Source organism: Brevibacillus sp. NL20B1, assembly GCF_018195675.1.
Classification (GTDB): Bacteria; Bacillota; Bacilli; order Brevibacillales; family Brevibacillaceae; genus Brevibacillus; species Brevibacillus aydinogluensis.
In genome coordinates this window covers 80321-97162 of record NZ_JAGTPT010000006.1, presented here as the reverse complement: position 1 = coordinate 97162, position 16842 = coordinate 80321, and the positions used below count along the sequence as shown (strand labels likewise).

General features: G+C 58.4%; 21 protein-coding genes. All 21 read right to left on the bottom strand.

Annotated elements, in window-relative coordinates:
* Nucleotides 1–65: 65 nt before the first annotated feature.
* The 21 genes from KDN35_RS06170 to spoIIIAA all read right to left on the bottom strand — a co-directional run bounded on the left by KDN35_RS06170 (nucleotide 66) and on the right by spoIIIAA (nucleotide 16708).
* Nucleotides 66–878 (bottom strand): TlyA family RNA methyltransferase, encoded by an 813-nt coding sequence (locus KDN35_RS06170; RefSeq protein WP_212132376.1) that lies wholly within the window; start codon nucleotides 876–878, stop codon nucleotides 66–68.
* Nucleotides 875–2761: a 1-deoxy-D-xylulose-5-phosphate synthase gene (gene dxs / locus KDN35_RS06165; RefSeq protein WP_171565602.1), complete on the bottom strand. Its 1887-nt coding sequence runs from the start codon at nucleotides 2759–2761 to the stop codon at nucleotides 875–877. Before dxs ends, KDN35_RS06170 begins: the two co-directional genes overlap by 4 nt.
* A 270-nt stretch (nucleotides 2762–3031) precedes the next feature.
* Nucleotides 3032–3928, bottom strand: a complete 897-nt coding sequence (locus KDN35_RS06160) for a polyprenyl synthetase family protein (RefSeq protein ID WP_171565603.1) — start codon at nucleotides 3926–3928, stop codon at nucleotides 3032–3034.
* Nucleotides 3925–4182, bottom strand: a complete 258-nt coding sequence (xseB, locus tag KDN35_RS06155; RefSeq protein ID WP_171565604.1) for an exodeoxyribonuclease VII small subunit — start codon at nucleotides 4180–4182, stop codon at nucleotides 3925–3927. The genes KDN35_RS06160 and xseB overlap by 4 nt, the downstream gene beginning before the upstream one ends.
* Nucleotides 4151–5530 carry an exodeoxyribonuclease VII large subunit gene (xseA, locus tag KDN35_RS06150; RefSeq protein ID WP_171565605.1) on the bottom strand — a complete coding sequence of 460 codons (1380 nt, stop codon included), beginning with the start codon at nucleotides 5528–5530 and terminating at the stop codon, nucleotides 4151–4153. The genes xseB and xseA overlap by 32 nt, the downstream gene beginning before the upstream one ends.
* Nucleotides 5531–5542: 12 nt before the next feature.
* Nucleotides 5543–6397, bottom strand: a complete 855-nt coding sequence (folD, locus tag KDN35_RS06145; RefSeq protein ID WP_171565606.1) for a bifunctional methylenetetrahydrofolate dehydrogenase/methenyltetrahydrofolate cyclohydrolase FolD — start codon at nucleotides 6395–6397, stop codon at nucleotides 5543–5545.
* A 92-nt stretch (nucleotides 6398–6489) separates the two neighbouring features.
* Nucleotides 6490–7449: a tRNA (adenosine(37)-N6)-threonylcarbamoyltransferase complex transferase subunit TsaD gene (locus KDN35_RS06140; protein ID WP_212132375.1), complete on the bottom strand. Its 960-nt coding sequence runs from the start codon at nucleotides 7447–7449 to the stop codon at nucleotides 6490–6492.
* A gap of 19 nt (nucleotides 7450–7468) precedes the next feature.
* Complete coding sequence (nusB, locus tag KDN35_RS06135; protein WP_212132374.1) at nucleotides 7469–7873, bottom strand: transcription antitermination factor NusB; 405 nt, start codon at nucleotides 7871–7873, stop codon at nucleotides 7469–7471.
* A gap of 48 nt (nucleotides 7874–7921) precedes the next feature.
* Nucleotides 7922–8134 (bottom strand): DUF2273 domain-containing protein, encoded by a 213-nt coding sequence (locus KDN35_RS06130; protein WP_171565704.1) that lies wholly within the window; start codon nucleotides 8132–8134, stop codon nucleotides 7922–7924.
* Nucleotides 8135–8146: 12 nt separating this feature from the next.
* Nucleotides 8147–8704 (bottom strand): alkaline shock response membrane anchor protein AmaP, encoded by a 558-nt coding sequence (gene amaP / locus KDN35_RS06125; protein ID WP_230076850.1) that lies wholly within the window; start codon nucleotides 8702–8704, stop codon nucleotides 8147–8149.
* 97 nt (nucleotides 8705–8801) lie between these two features.
* Nucleotides 8802–9212 (bottom strand): Asp23/Gls24 family envelope stress response protein, encoded by a 411-nt coding sequence (locus KDN35_RS06120; RefSeq protein ID WP_029099468.1) that lies wholly within the window; start codon nucleotides 9210–9212, stop codon nucleotides 8802–8804.
* 71 nt (nucleotides 9213–9283) lie between these two features.
* A complete protein-coding gene (gene accC, locus KDN35_RS06115) occupies nucleotides 9284–10639 on the bottom strand; it encodes an acetyl-CoA carboxylase biotin carboxylase subunit (RefSeq protein WP_212132372.1) in 1356 nt (451 codons plus the stop codon).
* Nucleotides 10640–10655: 16 nt separating this feature from the next.
* On the bottom strand, nucleotides 10656–11156 hold the full coding sequence (gene accB / locus KDN35_RS06110) for an acetyl-CoA carboxylase biotin carboxyl carrier protein (RefSeq protein WP_171565611.1): 501 nt from the start codon (nucleotides 11154–11156) through the stop codon (nucleotides 10656–10658).
* A 239-nt stretch (nucleotides 11157–11395) separates the two neighbouring features.
* Entirely contained in the window at nucleotides 11396–12061 is a 666-nt protein-coding gene (locus KDN35_RS06105) for a SpoIIIAH-like family protein (protein ID WP_171565612.1), read from the bottom strand.
* 12 nt (nucleotides 12062–12073) lie between these two features.
* Nucleotides 12074–12727, bottom strand: a complete 654-nt coding sequence (gene spoIIIAG, locus KDN35_RS06100) for a stage III sporulation protein AG (RefSeq protein WP_171565613.1) — start codon at nucleotides 12725–12727, stop codon at nucleotides 12074–12076.
* A 22-nt stretch (nucleotides 12728–12749) separates the two neighbouring features.
* Nucleotides 12750–13397, bottom strand: coding sequence for a stage III sporulation protein AF (gene spoIIIAF / locus KDN35_RS06095; RefSeq protein ID WP_171565705.1), 648 nt, complete (start codon nucleotides 13395–13397; stop codon nucleotides 12750–12752).
* Between the two features lie 9 nt (nucleotides 13398–13406).
* Entirely contained in the window at nucleotides 13407–14597 is a 1191-nt protein-coding gene (spoIIIAE, locus tag KDN35_RS06090; protein WP_171565614.1) for a stage III sporulation protein AE, read from the bottom strand.
* Nucleotides 14598–14615: 18 nt separating this feature from the next.
* Entirely contained in the window at nucleotides 14616–15005 is a 390-nt protein-coding gene (gene spoIIIAD, locus KDN35_RS06085; protein WP_171565615.1) for a stage III sporulation protein AD, read from the bottom strand.
* Between the two features lie 14 nt (nucleotides 15006–15019).
* Nucleotides 15020–15223 carry a stage III sporulation protein AC gene (gene spoIIIAC / locus KDN35_RS06080; protein WP_171565616.1) on the bottom strand — a complete coding sequence of 68 codons (204 nt, stop codon included), beginning with the start codon at nucleotides 15221–15223 and terminating at the stop codon, nucleotides 15020–15022.
* A 16-nt stretch (nucleotides 15224–15239) separates the two neighbouring features.
* Nucleotides 15240–15758 carry a stage III sporulation protein SpoIIIAB gene (gene spoIIIAB / locus KDN35_RS06075; protein WP_171565617.1) on the bottom strand — a complete coding sequence of 173 codons (519 nt, stop codon included), beginning with the start codon at nucleotides 15756–15758 and terminating at the stop codon, nucleotides 15240–15242.
* Nucleotides 15746–16708 carry a stage III sporulation protein AA gene (gene spoIIIAA / locus KDN35_RS06070; RefSeq protein WP_212132371.1) on the bottom strand — a complete coding sequence of 321 codons (963 nt, stop codon included), beginning with the start codon at nucleotides 16706–16708 and terminating at the stop codon, nucleotides 15746–15748. The genes spoIIIAB and spoIIIAA overlap by 13 nt, the downstream gene beginning before the upstream one ends.
* Nucleotides 16709–16842: the final 134 nt, after the last annotated feature.

Here is a 16842-nt window from a genome sequence, read left to right as displayed (position 1 = left end):
TACAACTTATCATGCATATAAAAAAAGCCTCGATTCTGCGTGATCGAGGCTTTTTGTCCCACATTTCACTTCAATTCGCGATGGGCCGCGGAGACCACTTCCGCCGTGTGCTTCAGCCAGGCGTCCGGAGTCAGGCCGCCCTCGCTTTTTCGCGCGTGCAGGAGAAACTCGATGTTCCCCTCGCCTCCAGTGATGGGAGAGTAATCCAATCCATGCAGAGAGAACCCGGTGTTGACAGCGAACTGGCCGATATCAACCAGCACCGCTTCATGAATATCCGGATCGCGGACGATGCCGTTTTTGCCGACGTTTTCCTTGCCCGCTTCAAACTGCGGCTTCACGAGGGCAACCACATCCCCGCCCGGTTCCAGAAAGCGGTACAAAACGGGCAGGATCAGCTTCAGCGAGATGAAGGAAACGTCGATCGAGGCGGCGTCCGGCCTCTCATCGTCAAATGCATCCGGGTCCATGTGGCGAAAATTGGTTCGCTCCATCACTACGACACGCTCGTCCTGCCGCAGGCTCCAGGCAAGCTGTCCGTACCCGACGTCAATCGCGTACACACGGCGCGCGCCGTGCTGCAGCGCACAGTCGGTAAAGCCGCCCGTCGACGCGCCAATGTCCATCATCACTCTGCCGTTCAGATCAATCCCGAACACGCGCAGCGCTTTTTCCAGCTTCAACCCGCCGCGGCTGACGTAGGGATGCACCTCTCCCTTTACGGTGATCGGCGTGTCTTCAGGAATTTTGGTCCCCGGCTTGTCGCAGCGCTCGCCGCCCACCAGGACCAATCCGGCCATCACGGCGGCCTTGGCCTTTTCCCTTGTTTCAAAAAACCCTCGTTCGACGAGGAGCACGTCTACCCGTTCTTTTTTCATGCTTCCACAACGCCCCTTGTCATGGGCAGCAGGGCGCGCACGCGGGCAGCGATGGCGTCTGCCGTCAGCCCCACTTCCTCGCGCTGTTCCTTCACGCTGCCGTGTTCCACAAAGTAGTCGGGCACCGCCACCACTTCCACGCGCACCTGATGAAACCCGGCCGCCGCCAGACATTCGAGAACGGCGCTGCCAAAACCGCCCATCGCCGCTCCCTCTTCGACGGTGACGATGTCGTAGCCTTCCCGCGCCAGGCGGAACAGCAGCTCCTCATCCAGCGGCTTGCAGAAGCGGGCGTTGACCAGCATCGGTTGGATGCCTTCGCTGTCAAGCTGCTCCACCGCTGCCTCCGCCAGTTCGAAGACGTGGCCAAACGACAGGATGGCGACGTTTTTCCCCTCACGCACCACTTCCGCTTTGCCGATCGGCAGGACCTGCAGCTCCTCGTCCATTTTTACGCCGCGAATGGCCAGACGCGGGTAGCGGAACGAGATGGGGCCGTCTTCGTAGGCCACCGCCGTTTTCATCATGTGGCGCAGTTCGTTCTCGTCCTTTGGCGCCATGATCACCATGTTGGGGATCGTCCGCATGAACGCGATGTCGTACATGCCCTGGTGTGTCTCCCCGTCTGCTCCGACCAGGCCGGCCCGGTCGACGGCGAAGATGACGTTCAGCTTTTGGCGCGCCACATCGTGAATCAACTGGTCGTACGCACGCTGCAAAAAGGTGGAGTAGACCGCATACACCGGTTTCAGCCCCTGCGTCGCCAGGCCGGCGGCAAAGGTACAGGCGTGCTGTTCGGCGATGCCTACGTCAAACAGGCGATCCGGAAATCGCTCACCAAACTTGAGCAGCCCGGAACCAGCCGGCATGGCCGGAGTCACGGCGACAATCCGTTCATCCGCTTCGGCGAGCTGGATCATCGTGTCCGCAAAGACGGACGTGTACGTCGGAGCAGACTTCGGCGTATGACCTGACTCGATCTTGTACGTTCCGATGCCGTGCCATTTGACCGAATCGGCTTCGGCGGGGGCGTAGCCCTTTCCTTTTTTGGTAATGGCGTGAATCAGTACCGGCCCTCTGGTCTGCTTGGCTGTCTTCAGCGAGTCGAGCAGCAGTTCCAGGTTGTGGCCGTCGATGGGGCCGATGTAGGTGAAGCCCAGCTCTTCGAATAGCACGCCGGAGACCAGCAAATACTTCAAGCTGTCCTTGAACCGCTCCGCCAGATGGGCCAGTCTGCCGCCCACGGCGGGTATCGATTTCAGCAGGTGCTCCAGCTCTTTTTTGGCGTTCCGGTAGTTTTCGGCAGAACGCAGCTTGCCCAGGTAATTGTGCAGCGCGCCGACGTTGGGGGCGATCGACATCTCGTTGTCGTTCAGGACCACGATCACGTTTTTCTTCTCGTGACCGATGTGATTCAGCGCTTCAAACGCCATTCCCCCGGTCAGGGCGCCGTCCCCGATGATCGCCACGACATGGTGCTTTTCCTTTTTCAGATCCCGCGCGGTAGCCATGCCCATCGCCGCGGACAGGGACGTACTGCTGTGTCCCGTTTCCCAGACGTCATGCGGGCTTTCGCTCATCTTGGGAAAGCCGCACAACCCCTTGTACTGGCGCAGTGTCGGAAACAGTTCGCGGCGGCCGGTGAGGATTTTATGTACATAGGCTTGGTGACCTACGTCCCAGATCAATTTGTCTTCCGGACTGTTGAACACGTAGTGCAATGCGAGCGTCAGTTCCACCACACCCAGGTTGGGAGCGAGGTGTCCGCCCGTTTTGGACAAGGTTTCCACTAGAAACTGGCGAATTTCACTGGCCAGCATGTACAGCTGGGGCAGCGAACACGTTTTCAAATCCTGAGGATTGTTGACTGTCGTCAGCAGCATTTTGATTCCTCACTTTCCAGTCGTTCTCCGTCAATTGGCATGCTGCAATCCATAAATGATAACGCAAACATCCGCTGCGTTCAGCTTGCTTCATTATAACGGTTTCTTGGCGAAAAGACCACTTTCATCTGCCAGAGGCCCGCCATGCTGCCGTAATCACCCGGACTGTCCGCTCCGGGGAGAAAAATAAAAAGCCGGCTTTCCCTGCGGATAGCCAGCATTTGTCGATAAATGTGGTTCAAAAGAACCGGGCGTGAATACCTGACCCGTTTACTTTGTCCGGTTCATCACGTAATCGGCCAGCGGGGCCAAGGCCGAATGTTCCAACCCCGCTTCGGCAAGCGCGGCTTTTGCCTCCGCGATCAGCTGGACGAGCCGCTCTTTGGACGCCTCCAGTCCGAGCAGCGCAGGATAGGTGGCCTTCTGCCGGTCGGCGTCGCTGCCCACCGCCTTGCCCAGTTGGGCTTCATCCCCTTCCACGTTGAGGATGTCATCCTGGATTTGAAACGCCAGTCCGATACAGAGCCCATAGCGGGTCAGCGCGTCCATCTGCGCCGGCGTCGCCTCGGCCAACCACCCGCCGCCGCGCAGCGCGGCAATCAGCAGGTCGCCGGTTTTGTGCCGGTGGATGTACTCCAATTCTTCCAGGTTGAGGCGTTTGCCTTCCCCTTCGATGTCTGCCATCTGCCCGCCGACCATCCCGGCGGAACCGGCCCGCTTTCCCAGTTCGGCAATCAGCCGGACGGTCGTCTCCGGCTTTACCTCCGGATCGTCCATGTACGCCTCGGCGATGTAGCCAAACGCACGCGTCAGCAGCGCATCCCCGGCCAGAATCGCGGTCGCTTCCCCGAACACCTTGTGATTGGTCGGTTTGCCGCGGCGAAGGTCATCGTCGTCCATCGCCGGCAGGTCGTCGTGAATCAGCGAATAGGTATGAATCATTTCCAGCGCGACGGCGAAGGGAATCCCCCGCTTCAGCGGCTTGTCCAGCGCTTCCAGTACCGCCAGCACCAGCATCGGACGCAGCCGTTTGCCGCCCGCCATCAAGGAATATTTCATCGATTCGTACAGTGTATGCGGCACGCCGTCCCGTTCCAGACCGGGAAGCAGGTGTTCTTCGATCAATGCCGTCTTTTCAGTCAGGTAGGAAGCGAAAGCGTCGGTCATTGCGCTTCGCCCTCCACGTGGAACGGCTTTTGCTTCCATTGGCCGTCTTCCTCCACCAACTGGGTGATTTTCGCTTCGATTGCATCCAGCTTTTGACTGCAGATGCGGGACAGCTTCACGCCTTCCTGATAGAGGCTGATCGCCTCCTCCAGCGCGATATCCCCCTCTTCCAGACGGTGGACGACTTCCTCCAGCCGCTTCATCGCCTCTTCAAACTGCATGTCAGTCTCTTGATCCGTCTTCTTCCGCGCCATTACGCTTCTCCTCCCGGTAAATCTGTTCCACGCGTGCCTGAGCACTGCCATCACTTAATCGTACCATGAGAGTGTCTCCGGGGGCAAACTGGTCGACTGACTTGATCAACCGCCCGTTGGCATATACCAGGGAAAAGCCGCGCTGCATCACTTTCAACGGGCTTAGCGCATCCAGTTGACCGATCCGAGCGGCAAATGCCATTCGCACCTCATTCACCCGCTGCCGGACCAGCTCATCCAGGCGAGACCGATGCGCGCTGACGGCCCGCCTGCGCTCCGCGACCGCTTCCGTCGGCCGGAACCGTTTCAACTGGGCAGCCACCAGTTCATACCGCTCCGTGCGACGGCTCACCAACTGCTTCATCGCCTGACGCATGCGGCTCTGCACGTCATCCAGGCGCTGCTGCGCTTCTTCCACCCGCCGCTTGGGCCGGCGCATGGCGTAGGATTGCATCAGGGTTTCCAGTCGTTTCCGTTCAGAAGCCATCTGTCCGCGCAGCGCCCTGTGCATTCGCGCGTCCAGCTGCTTGACTCGTTCCACCCACTCCAGGTAATGCGGCACGGCCAGTTCGGCAGCCGCTGTCGGAGTGGCCGCCCTCACGTCTGCGACAAAATCGGCGATGGTCACGTCAGTCTCGTGTCCCACGGCGGAGATGACCGGAATCCGGGATGCGGCGATCGCCCGCGCCACCTGCTCGTCGTTGAAGGCCCACAGCTCTTCGATCGAGCCGCCGCCCCTGCCGACGATCAGCACGTCGATGTCAGGCTGCTGATTGATGATGTGGATCGCCGCCACGATCGACGCCGGAGCTTCCGCCCCCTGGACGATCGCCGGGGACAGGACGATCTCCGCCTGCGGGTAGCGCCGTCTAATGGTGGTGCAGATGTCGCGGATGGCCGCACCTGTCGGCGATGTAACCACGCCAACGCGCTTGGGAAAGCGCGGAAGCGGCCGCTTCCGTTCCTGGGCAAACAAGCCTTCCGCAGCCAGCTTCGCCTTCAACTGTTCAAACGCCAAATAGAGAGAGCCCAGCCCGTCCGGCTGCATCTCCCTGGCGTACAGTTGATAGACGCCGTCCCGCTCATAGGCAGAGATGGAACCACGGACAATCACCTTGGTTCCATCTTTGGGCAAAAAGCGCAAAAAGCGGTTGTAGCTGGCGAACATGACCACTTTCATGCGGGACTGGCTGTCTTTCAATGTCAAGTACATGTGGCCGCTGGTGTGGTGGGTAAAATTGGACACTTCCCCCCGCACCCAGACGTCCTGCAGGTGCTGTTCCCGTTCCAGCACCTGCTTGATGCAGCGATTCAAGTCGCTGACCGTATATACATGTCGCGTGTCCATGCGCTCCCTCCCTTATCGGGCGGTTTGTTTTCTGGCAGCGGCGACGGTGTTTTTCAGCAGCATGGTAATCGTCATCGGGCCGACACCACCGGGGACGGGCGTGAGATAGCCGGCTACCTCCCGCACCTCCTCAAACTTGACATCCCCGACCAGCTTGCCGGTCTCAATCCGGTTGACGCCGACGTCAATCACCACAGCGCCCGGTTTGACGTGTTCCCGCCCGATCAAATGAGGCTTGCCTGCCGCCACGACGAGAATATCTGCCTGCCGAGTATACGCGGCCAGGTCCACCGTGCGGGAGTGGCACATGGTCACCGTGGCGTTTTCCTGCTGCAGCAGGAAGGAGACCGGCTTGCCCACGATGTTGCTGCGGCCGATCACGACCGCGTGCTTGCCTGCAATGGGCGTTCCCGTCCGCTTGATCAATTCCACGATGCCGTGCGGCGTGCAGGGAAGCAGTGTGTCATATCCGATCATCATGTTGCCGACGTTGAGGGGATGGAAGCCGTCCACATCCTTTTTCGGCGCGATGGCTTCGATCACCGCTTTCTCGGAGATGTGCGGCGGCAGCGGCAACTGCACCAATATGCCGTGAACGTTCGGATTTTCATTCAATTGATGAATCAAGTCCAACAGTTCCGCTTCGCTGATGGAAGCGTCTTTGTAAATGACCTCCGAGCGGATGCCCACCTCTTGACACCCCCGCTCCTTGCCGCGAACGTAGGAGTGGGAGGCAGGGTCATCCCCCACCAAAATCACCGTCAATCCTGGTTCCACGCCCTGTTTTTTCAATTCTTCCACATCATTCGCCAATTCTGCGCGAATGTCCTGTGCAATGTCCTTCCCGTACAAAATGGTCGCTGCCATGGAGAAGAAACCTCCTTCATCAAGTTCGCTACCCTTAGTGTAGCGACTCAAGGAGTTTATGTAAAGGCGAATTTTAAAAAGTTCATATCCTCTTAACGTTCGCCTTTCAACTTCATCCATCCCAGCATTGCCACGCCGTATGCATTGTCCCCGGAGTACTCCGGGTCGCAAAAATAGAGACTGGCCTTGACGGCCGGGTGCTCCAGCCGTCTGATCAGACGCTCGCGGATGTACCGGTTGGCGGCGACTCCCCCGACGATGAGAATCTCCCGCGGCAGCCCCGCTTCGACAGCATGGCGCAGTGCCTTTTCCAGCGTATTGGCGATACACTGTTCTGTCGCCCTCGCAATGTCCGCCGGATCTATGGTCCCGCTTTCCACTGCCCGCAGCAGCGACGCCTCCGGTCCGGAAAAACTGAACGTCATGCCGTCTACTGCGGACGCCACGCGAAACTCCCCTTTGGCTTCACATGCCATTTTTTCCAGGAAGGGACCCGCCGGAAACGGCAGTCCCAGCGCCACCCCGATCCGGTCCACCAACTGCCCGGCGTGGAGGTCGATCGTTCCGCCTATCTTCTCAATGCGGTATCCAGCCGCCTCCCGTTCGCACTTCAACAGCTCGCTCGTCCCGCCGGACAGGTGAACGGCGAGAAAGCTGTCGCCCTGAGGCCGTTTTTCCGCGGTGAACTCTCCTGCCGCGATATGCCCTTCCTGGTGGGTCGTCAACAGGCAGGGTACCCGCAGGTAGGCGGCCAGAGACTTCGCCAGCCCTTCCCCCACCTTGAACACAGGCATGTACGATCCCTCCACGGGACGCGGCTTTTCGCTGGCACATACCGCAACGATTTCGTAGTCGTTCCACTTCAATTGCTCGCTCAACTCCGGCAGGTTCATCACATGCTGAAAGACGGCTTCTGATTGCTGCAGGCCGCGCTTTCCTTCCTTCACCTTGAGAAGGCGCTTTGCTTCTGCCACAATCCGGCCGTCTTCCTCTGCCAAGCACAGCGATGTCCGGTAGTTGCTCGTATCAATTCCCAACAATACCTTCGTCATGCTGTCTCACCTGCTTGTTTTACGCCTGGGCGGTCTGGCGCGACTGCAAAAAGCTGGACAACACGCCGTTGATGTAACGGTGCGACTGCTCGTCACTATACAATTTGGCGATCTCGATCGCTTCGTTCATCACGACTCTGTCCGGCACGTCCGGTTCGTACATGATTTCAAAAAATGCCAGGCGGAGAATGGCCCGATCCACGTTGGCAATGCGCTCCAACTGCCAGCCGCGCAGGAATTTGCGAATTTCCGCGTCTACCTCTTGCTGGTGCTTTAACGTGCCTTCCACCAGATAACGCAGGTACGACGGATCTTCCTCGCTGTCTTCCATGACGAGGTTCAGTGCGTCTTCCACCTGCACGTCAGCCATGTCGATCTGGAACAGGCATTGGACTGCTTTTTCTCGTGCTGTTCTACGTTTCATTGCGTTCACCTTCTACTCAAAAATCCGTTGCAAACGATGGTCCGACCATCACCGAAACTTGCCGGGCAGGATGCGGTCCAGGATTTCCCGCAAATCTTCCTTGTGGTCCAGCTTGCGGCCGATGTAATACCCTGTGCCGACAAACACGACAATCACCAGTGTATCCCAAAAACCGACGAAAAGGTAGATGATGCCGAAAAAAAGACCGGCCGCCACACCCAGTAGTTTCCCCTTGTGCTCCCACAACAACTCCCATAACATGCCGTTCACCCTCTATTCCACCCGCCTGCGGGCCGCGTAAATCTCAGACTGTGCCACTTCGGTGACGACGACAGCCACTTCGGAAATCATGACGCCGGCGATGCCTTCCACCTGCTCCTTGACAACGGTCTGCAGCTGCTGGGTCAAATCCGGCAGCGGGGTTTCCCCGTCCACAGAGACGCGCAGCAGGATCATGTTGCCGCTCTCGTGCGCCCTGACTACCGTTTTCAGATCGCGAACGCCTTTCACGCGCCGCGCCGCCCGCTCGGCGATCGTCTGGATCGTCTGCAGGGTAATGTTCACTTCCCCCAACTCACTGCGCTGCCGGATGCCCCGTTCCCTTTTCGGTTGGCGGGAGCGAAACGAACTGAAAAAGAAACGCAGGCTGACAATCAGAAAGATTATGGCGACGATCAGATACGCAGAATGGCTGCCGGTCAGCATTTGCTCCACATAGGGGCGCAGATAGGCAGCGGGGATCAGGCCGCTGGTCGCCCCGATGGCAACGCAGGACAGCACAATCAGGGCAAAGCTGTACAGCGTCAAGATAAAGCGGTCAAACAAATTCACACACATCTTCCTTTCGCCTTGTTTGAACAGGAGGCCATCCCGGCAATGATGAGGAAAATGCCCCCTGGCTAGCAGGGGGCATTGGTTCCGCTGCCGTCTAGCGAACCCGCTGGTACTCTTCTACGGCGGCCGGGGCTTTTTCTTCGCTCTTCAGCTCTACATCGACGATATGTACGTTTACTTCCACAACCGACAGCCCTGTCATGCTCTCGATCGCGTTGCGCACATTATCTTGAATATTCCGAGCGACATCCGGGATGCGGTGTCCGTATTTCACAATGATCGATACATCAACTGCCGCTTCGCGCGATCCCACTTCGACGCGAACGCCGCGAGCAATATTTTTACGGCCGAGCCGTTCGGCAATCTCGCCTACGAAACCGCCGCTCATATGGGCCACGCCTTCCACTTCCGAGGCGGCCATGCCGGCGATGACTTCCAAGACTTCGGGAGCGATCTGGACTTTGCCAAGCTCTGTTCTCTCTAAATCCGGAGTAAACTCTTCCATGCTTCGCACCTCCCTGCGGTTTTATACTCCATTATAGCAAGCACCCACTCTTTTTACAAATCAAGGCAAGATCAGGCTTCGTCCAGCTGAAGGTCATAGGTGTCCAGGAATTTGGTGTCAAACTCTCCGCTGATGAACACCTCGTGATCCATCACCTTCAAGTGGAACGGGATGGTGGTGGTGATCCCGTCGACGACGAATTCTCCGAGCGCCCGCTTCATCCGCTCGATCGCCTCCTGTCTGTCCTTGCCCCAAACAATCAGCTTGGCGATCATCGAATCGTAATACGGCGGGATGGTGTAACCGGCGTAGGCGGCGCTGTCCACCCGCACGCCAAAACCGCCGGGCGCCAGGTAGTTGTTGATGCGTCCCGGCGACGGCATGAAGTTTTTGGCTGGATTCTCCGCATTGATACGGCACTCGATCGCCCATCCGTTCAGCTTGACGTCGTCCTGGGAGAACGACAGCGGTTGGCCGGCTGCAACCAGAATCTGCTCCTTGATCAGGTCGATGCCGGTGACCAGCTCCGTGACCGGATGCTCCACCTGGATGCGCGTGTTCATCTCCATGAAGTAAAATTGTCCGTATTTGTCCACCAAAAACTCGACTGTGCCGGCACCGTGATAGTTGACCGCCTTGGCGGCTGCGACGGCGGCTTCCCCCATCTGCTTGCGCAGTTCCTCGCTGAGAGCGGGGGACGGCGCTTCTTCGATCAGCTTCTGATGACGCCGCTGGATGGAACAGTCGCGCTCGCCCAGGTAGACGACGTTGCCGTACTTGTCGGCCATGATCTGAATTTCCACGTGGCGCGGGCCTTCCACGAACTTCTCCAGGTAGACGCCCGGATTGCCAAACGCCGTTTTCGCTTCGCTTTGCGCCTGGCGGATTGCTTTTTCCAAATCCTCGTCGTTGACGGCGACGCGCATGCCACGGCCGCCACCGCCCGCTGTCGCCTTGACCATGACCGGATAGCCGATCTCATTTGCAGTACGGATGGCGTCGTCAATATCTTCGATCAGACCGTCCGTACCGGGCACTGTGGGCACGCCCGCCGCTTTCATCGTCTCCTTGGCGGTGGACTTGTCCCCCATCTTTACGATCGCTTCCGGGTCCGGCCCGATAAACGTGATGTTGCAGGCGGCACAGATTTCGGCAAAGTCGGCGTTTTCGGCCAAAAAGCCATACCCCGGATGAATCGCGTCGGCCCCCACCTTGGTCGCCACGCTCATGATGTTGGCAATGTTGAGGTAACTGTCTTTGGACGCCGTCGGCCCGATGCAGTACGCTTCATCCGCCATCTTGACGTGAAGCGCGTCACGGTCTGCTTCGGAGTAGACCGCGACCGTCCGAATGCCCAACTCGCGGCAGGCGCGGATGACCCGTACGGCAATCTCGCCGCGGTTGGCAATCAACACTTTCTGGAACATTCCGCTCTCCTCCACTTTATTCAGGCTTTACCAGGAACAGCGGTTGACCGAATTCCACCAGCTGGCCGTCTTCGACCAGCACCTTCACGATTTCCCCGGTCACTTCCGCCGTGATTTCGTTGAACAATTTCATCGCCTCTACGATGCAGACCACCTTGTCCGGCGTGACCTTGTCACCCGGCTGCACGTACGGCGGTTTGCCCGGCTCGGGAGCGCGGTAGAAGGTGCCGACCATTGGCGACACGATCTTGTGCAGGTTGGCTTCTTCCTGTGCCGGTGCCGCCGGTTTTGCTGCTTCCGCAGGCGCGGGGGCTGCCGGCGCTTCCACTGCCGTCACCTGAGCCGCCGGAACAGCAGCGGGTGCCGCCTGCACGACCGGCTGCGGAATTACGACCGTCTCGGCTTCTACCGATTTTTTCAGAGTCACTTTCGTCCCGTTCATTTCCAGTTCAAATTCATTAATGGAAGATTGATCGATCAACTTAATGATTTCGCGGATTTCATGAATTTTTAACACGCGTACGCACTCCTTTGTTTCAATGGATGTCCAGGGAGTTTACAAGAGTATGTAGGATCAGGTCATAAAACCATGGTAGCCTGTCTCCATCCCCAACGTCAAGAAAGGATTTCCCCTCTGCTCTCGCTGGAGAAGAGGGAAAATCCTTACAAGCATACCCGATTCAGCCGCACTTTAGTATGGCCAAAAACGCGAGTATGGTCTAAAACGCGAATGGGAGGATGAATCACCCCGCACGCCTACGAAGCCTGGAACCTGACGGTCACGTTGCTGGCGGAGACGTTCAGGTGCTGTTTCACTTGGGCGATGATGTCCACGACTTCATCGGCATTCAGTTTGTCTTTTTGGACGATTACCGTCACCTTGCCGTCCTGCACGAACACGACCGCGTCTTTGTAGCCGCTCGCCTTCAGCATCTCTTCCAGCCCCATCGTGGCTGATTCGAGCTTGGACAGCTCGTCGTACTTCGCTTTTGCTTCGGCGACCGCCTGCGGCGTGGCATCGGCGCTGCTCATGATTGCCAGCTGCTCGTCTTTTTGCTGCTGGGTCTGCGCTTCCCGTTTCATCTTGTAGCCTTGGAAGATCTCGGCCGCCGACTCACCCACCGTCATCAGCGCGCTGTCTTCCTCCTGCTTGTCGGCAGCCTGCTTCGCGTCATCCGGCGCAGCGGCTGGCGTTTGGGACGAATCTGCGTTTGCCTCGGCTTTCCCTTCCACAGGTTTGGCGTCCGGCGCCGGTTTGTCCGTTTGCTTGGTTTCCACGATCACACCATCCAGTTGGTCCTGCTGCTCCTGGCCTAACGCCGGCATCTGCTCCTGCGGCCCCTTCACCAGGTAGTAGCCGGACAGGACAACCATCACCGCCAGCATCGTCAACAACCATACTGTCTGTTTTCTGAGCATCATCTGCCATTCCTCCTAACCCTTTTTGGGCAAAATGGATATCTTGTAAGCGGGGACGTCCAGCACTTTTTGGACGGCCTCGGTGATCCACGCCTTGACCTGAATATTGTCGGCTCCCTTGGCGACGACCAGCACGCCCCTCACCCGGGGTTTCAACGTCTTAATCACTACCGGCTGATCCTGCTTCCCGCTGATTACGACCACCTGCTCGTCGCGCGACTGTTCGCTCTGATTGCGGGTAGCCCGATCCTTGTCCGTCTCCTGATTGGTGGAAGAACGCGTGTTGCGGTTTTTCTCCACGACCAGCTCCGGGGTGGAATCCAGGTTTACCATGACTTCGACGCTGCCGACTCCGATTACATTGCCGAGGATTTCCCGCAGCTGCGTCTCGTACATGTTCTCGTATTCAGCGATGATGTCGGGAGCGGACGATCCTCCAATGGCCGGCACGCTCGCTTCACCGTCCGGCGGGCCGGTCGGATTGCTGCCCTCGACTCCGAAGCTGAGCGGCTGATCCCGCTCCACTTTCAGGAAGTCGGTCAAAATCATCACCGCCATGCCGATGCCCATGATGACGATGAAGTAATGGATCGGCCTCAGCTTTTTGTCGCCGCCATCCCCCTCCCACAGTTTTTTCAGCTTGGCAAACACGTCCTTCACCTCGCTCATATGATTCCTTCTTCAGCGCTGTTCACCCGGCCGGCCGCGACAGGACGACCACCTGCTCCTCCGTCAATCCCCACTGCTGGGCGACGTCGCGGGCAATCCGCCTGTACAGGGGATTGTCTTGCTGCTCCGCCTTCGGCACTTCCGCCGGGTCAACAGAGGACGGCGGCCTGCTCAGATCGATGTGCACCGGCTGAATCGGCTCAATCGGCTTGATCTCCCCGGAAGACCGCTCCCTCTCCTCTCCCACGATCAGTTCGATGCGGCGCAGCTCCGGCTGTTGGGCGCTTTGCTCCAGGGTTACGTTCACGCCGCTCAGCTCCAGTCCGTACGCCTCTTTTACGCGGGCGCGGACCGCTTCCTCCACCTGCTTCTGCACGTACGCCCGCACCTGCTTGTCACGCGCGCCCGCCAGCTTTTCTGCGATGCGCTTCCACTCGGCATCGGCGGGGCGGTCCAGCTCTGCCTGATAGCGGTCAATCTGGAGCGCCAGTTCTTCCTGCGAGAGATTGAACAGGGAAAAAACAGGCGAAATGATCGTCAGCAAGAGAATCAAACCCATGACCATTTTGACGTACCGCTGCAGACTGGTATTGGGCAGGATCAGATCGAGAAAGGCGGCGAGCAGCACCAGCAGGATGATTTTTTTCAGCCACAAGGTCAGCCATGTCATTCGCTTCACCTACCGAACCATCATGGAGATGTTGCCGGCCGCGATGATGATGGTAATGGCGAGAAAAAACATCAGACCCACCGTTGCCAGCGCGGCAAAGACGAACACGAGGCTTTTGCCGATCGTCCCGAGCGCACTGATGATCGGGCTGTTGCCAAGCGGCTGCAGCACCGCCGACGAGAGATTGTAGATCAGGGCCAGCACCAGGATTTTGATGGCCGGAAACGCGCACAGGATGACGAGGATCAGCACGCCCGCCAGACCGACTGCGTTTTTTACCAGGAGCGACGCATTCAGCACGGTGTCGGCGGCGTCGGAAAACATCCGTCCCACGATGGGGATGAAGTTGCCGGTGAGGTATTTGGCCGTCCGCAGCGTCACCCCATCCGCCACCGCCGAGGTCGCCCCCTGGATGGAGATGACGGCGAGGAACATCGTCAAAAACGAGCCCAGCGCTCCCATCGCAATATTTCGCAGCAGCGTCGCCAACTGTGTCACCTGGTACCGCTCCGAAAACAGGCTGGCGATGGACAGCATGGCGGACAGAAACAGCAGCGGGAAAATGATCGCGGAAATGAACAGCCCGCTGGTGTTGATCATGAAGATAATCAGCGGATGAAACATCGTCGCCGACGCCAGGTTGCCCACGGAGGCGAGCAGGGCTATCACCAGGGGAATCATCGCCAGCATGAAGTCGGACATGTTGTTGATCGCGTCCTTGGCGTAGGTGATGGCCACGTGAAAGCTGTTGATTGCCAGCACCATCAGCACCAGATAGGCAATGGAGTAGGCGACGATGGTGACCGTGTTCCGTTCAAACGCGTTTTGCATCGTTTCCAGGATCATCGCAAACACGGTGATGATGATGATCGAGCTGAGCAGTTTGCCGTTCATCAAAATCTCGTGAAGGAAGAATTTGGCCATGCCCTTGAGAAACCCCGTGATGCTGAGCTCCCCTTGCTGCATCAGCAATTGGATGAAGCCAGGTGCTTTCACGTCGGGCAGGTAGCCCTTGTACTCGCGCTGGAGCTGCCGCCAAAACTGCTCCACACGATCCAACTCGAGGCCGTCCGCTTGATCCTTGACCAATTCGTCGATGGTCTGGGCGGCGGGAGCGGGTGAAGCCGATACGGTGACGGCCGGCAGCACCACCAGCAGAATCAGCAGGATGACCGACAAGCCTGCACGCGCCACACGCATCTGCATCCCTCCTCTCCCTTACGCCGGCAATAGGTTAATCACGGTTTCGATGATGATTTGAATGATCGGAACGGCCATGACCAGAATCAGCACCTTGCCCGCCAGCTCAATTTTGGAAGCGATTGCTCCCTGGCCTGCATCCCGCGTCATTTGAGCGCCAAATTCGGCAATGTAGGCAATTCCGATGATTTTGAGGATCGTTTCCAGAAAGACGAGATTCAGATCAGCCTGCACGGCCAATTTCTCGAGAATGCGGATCACTTCGGCGATCTTGCCGATGAGAAAGTAGAAGATGAACACTCCGCTGGCAAGCGCCAGTAGAAAGGCGAACATCGGCTTCTGCTCCTTGATGACCAGCGCGAGAATCGTAGCCACCAGTCCCAGCCCGACGATCTGCACGATTTCCATTCTGCCTTCCCTCCTCAGTTGAACAGGAAGACGCGTTTTACCTCGGAAAACAGGTCGCCAATAAAGTGAGCCACCATGTACAGCACGATGATGAACCCCACCAGCGTCGCCCAGTGCGCGATGTCTTCCTTGCCCGCCTGCTTCAGCACCGTGTGCAGAATGGCCGTGATAAACCCAACCGCCCCGATCTGAAAAACAGGTGTCAAATCAAAATCCACTGTGAACACCTCGCCTTTAGAACATCAGGATGACGACCAGCAGGCCGCACAGGAAGCCAAGGCTTTTGTACATCTTTTCGTACCGCCCTTGCTCTGCGCGCGCCTCTTCTTCCAGTCCGCGCAAATGGGTGACGGCAAGGCGCAAATGTTTCTGCTGGTCTTCCCGGTCGGACGAGCCGAGAACCTGCCCCAGGCTGCTCAACACATCGCGTTCCTGCCTGCGCAGTGCTGTCTGCGGCCAATGTGCGTCGATCGCCTGCCGGAGGGCGTCTTCCGCCGTCTGGGCCCGCTCGGTGATCAACAGCTCGGCCGCAGTCAAAAACAGACGGCCCACCTCGTCCGGTACGCGATGTCCAATTTTGACGAAGGCACGGTGCAGGGGGGTCAGACCGTACACGATTTCCGTCTCCAGCATCTGCAAGGCGACCAGCAGGGCGCGCAGCTGCACGGGACGAAACGCGTAATTGCGGCCGATCTGCCAGCCGATCATGGACGCGGAGAACAAAATCAACACGGCGCCAATCAGCTTAACCATGCGATTTTCTCCCTATCCACCCGAGTCAGGCTGCCATCGTAAACCGCTTCGACCGTCCCTACGCCATTTGTCCTGCTGAGCAGGATGTAGCGGGAAAACGCGCCGTACTGGATCAACCTGCCCAGTGTCGGTCGCTGAGCCACTTCGCTGACATCGGCGCCGTGCGCGGTGCAGATGACCGCTACCCCGGCGTGAATTGCCTCCCACACCGCCTCTCCGTCTTCGGTCCGGCCGATTTCGTCGACGATCAGCACATCTGGCGACATCGAGCGAATCAGCATCATCATCCCGACTGCTTTGGGACAAGCATCCAGCACATCGGTGCGCGGTCCGACGTCCCGCTGCGGCACGCCGTTGAAGCAGCCGGCCAATTCGGAACGCTCGTCCACAATGCCGACTTTCCGGCTGGACGCCCATTCGTTGCCGTAGCTTAAAGAACGGGCGATATCGCGCAGCAGCGTCGTTTTTCCGCACTGCGGGGGAGAAATGATCAGGGTGTTGTGCACGCGTCCATTCTCGAACAGAAACGGAAGCACGCGGTGTGCCGCCCCTTTTTTCTCGCGGGCGATGCGGATGTTGAAGCTGGTGACGTCGCGGATGCCTTTTACTTCTCCCTTCTCCATCACCACTTTGCCGGCGATGCCGATGCGATGGCCGCCGACGACGGTGATGTATCCCCGCTTCAGCTCTTCTTCCAGCGCGTATAGCGAGTGTTGGCTCACCTGGTTGAGCAGCTTGACCGCCTGCTCCTCTGAAAAGATCCACCCCTGTCTGGCAATCGCGGTCAGCTGGCCGGAAGGCGTCACATAGCTGGACTGCTGTCCGTAACGTATTTCCATCGGCTGATTTTGCCTAAGGCGTATCTCCTCCAGATGCTCTCTGACGGCGGAGGGCAGCGCGGTCAGAATGCTGCGGACGGACGCCGGCAAAATCGCCATGATCTCCTTCACCATCGTCCCCTCCTTTTGCGGCTGGCGGGTGGTGCCAGCCTTTGTCCACTTTGACTTACCTCCATCCTATGCGCCCATGGACGAGTTTTATGCCAAGAAAAAACGCCTGCCGCAGGGCAAGCGCCAAACGGCAG

Excerpts from the sequence above, each read along its gene's own strand:
- xseB (WP_171565604.1), bottom strand. The coding sequence starts at position 4,182 with ATGGCGCGGAAGAAGACGGATCAAGAGACTGACATGCAGTTTGAAGAG.
- KDN35_RS06105 (WP_171565612.1), bottom strand. The coding sequence starts at position 12,061 with ATGATGCTCAGAAAACAGACAGTATGGTTGTTGACGATGCTGGCGGTG.
- spoIIIAE (WP_171565614.1), bottom strand. The coding sequence starts at position 14,597 with ATGCGTGTGGCGCGTGCAGGCTTGTCGGTCATCCTGCTGATTCTGCTG.
- folD (WP_171565606.1), bottom strand. The coding sequence starts at position 6,397 with ATGGCAGCGACCATTTTGTACGGGAAGGACATTGCACAGGACATTCGC.
- KDN35_RS06120 (WP_029099468.1), bottom strand. The coding sequence starts at position 9,212 with ATGGAAGAGTTTACTCCGGATTTAGAGAGAACAGAGCTTGGCAAAGTC.
- KDN35_RS06130 (WP_171565704.1), bottom strand. The coding sequence starts at position 8,134 with ATGTTATGGGAGTTGTTGTGGGAGCACAAGGGGAAACTACTGGGTGTG.
- KDN35_RS06160 (WP_171565603.1), bottom strand. The coding sequence starts at position 3,928 with ATGACCGACGCTTTCGCTTCCTACCTGACTGAAAAGACGGCATTGATC.
- spoIIIAG (WP_171565613.1), bottom strand. The coding sequence starts at position 12,727 with ATGAGCGAGGTGAAGGACGTGTTTGCCAAGCTGAAAAAACTGTGGGAG.
- dxs (WP_171565602.1), bottom strand. The coding sequence starts at position 2,761 with ATGCTGCTGACGACAGTCAACAATCCTCAGGATTTGAAAACGTGTTCG.
- spoIIIAD (WP_171565615.1), bottom strand. The coding sequence starts at position 15,005 with ATGGAAATCGTGCAGATCGTCGGGCTGGGACTGGTGGCTACGATTCTC.
- spoIIIAB (WP_171565617.1), bottom strand. The coding sequence starts at position 15,758 with ATGGTTAAGCTGATTGGCGCCGTGTTGATTTTGTTCTCCGCGTCCATG.
- spoIIIAF (WP_171565705.1), bottom strand. The coding sequence starts at position 13,397 with ATGACATGGCTGACCTTGTGGCTGAAAAAAATCATCCTGCTGGTGCTG.
- KDN35_RS06140 (WP_212132375.1), bottom strand. The coding sequence starts at position 7,449 with ATGACGAAGGTATTGTTGGGAATTGATACGAGCAACTACCGGACATCG.
- KDN35_RS06170 (WP_212132376.1), bottom strand. The coding sequence starts at position 878 with ATGAAAAAAGAACGGGTAGACGTGCTCCTCGTCGAACGAGGGTTTTTT.
- nusB (WP_212132374.1), bottom strand. The coding sequence starts at position 7,873 with ATGAAACGTAGAACAGCACGAGAAAAAGCAGTCCAATGCCTGTTCCAG.
- accC (WP_212132372.1), bottom strand. The coding sequence starts at position 10,639 with ATGTTCCAGAAAGTGTTGATTGCCAACCGCGGCGAGATTGCCGTACGG.
- xseA (WP_171565605.1), bottom strand. The coding sequence starts at position 5,530 with ATGGACACGCGACATGTATATACGGTCAGCGACTTGAATCGCTGCATC.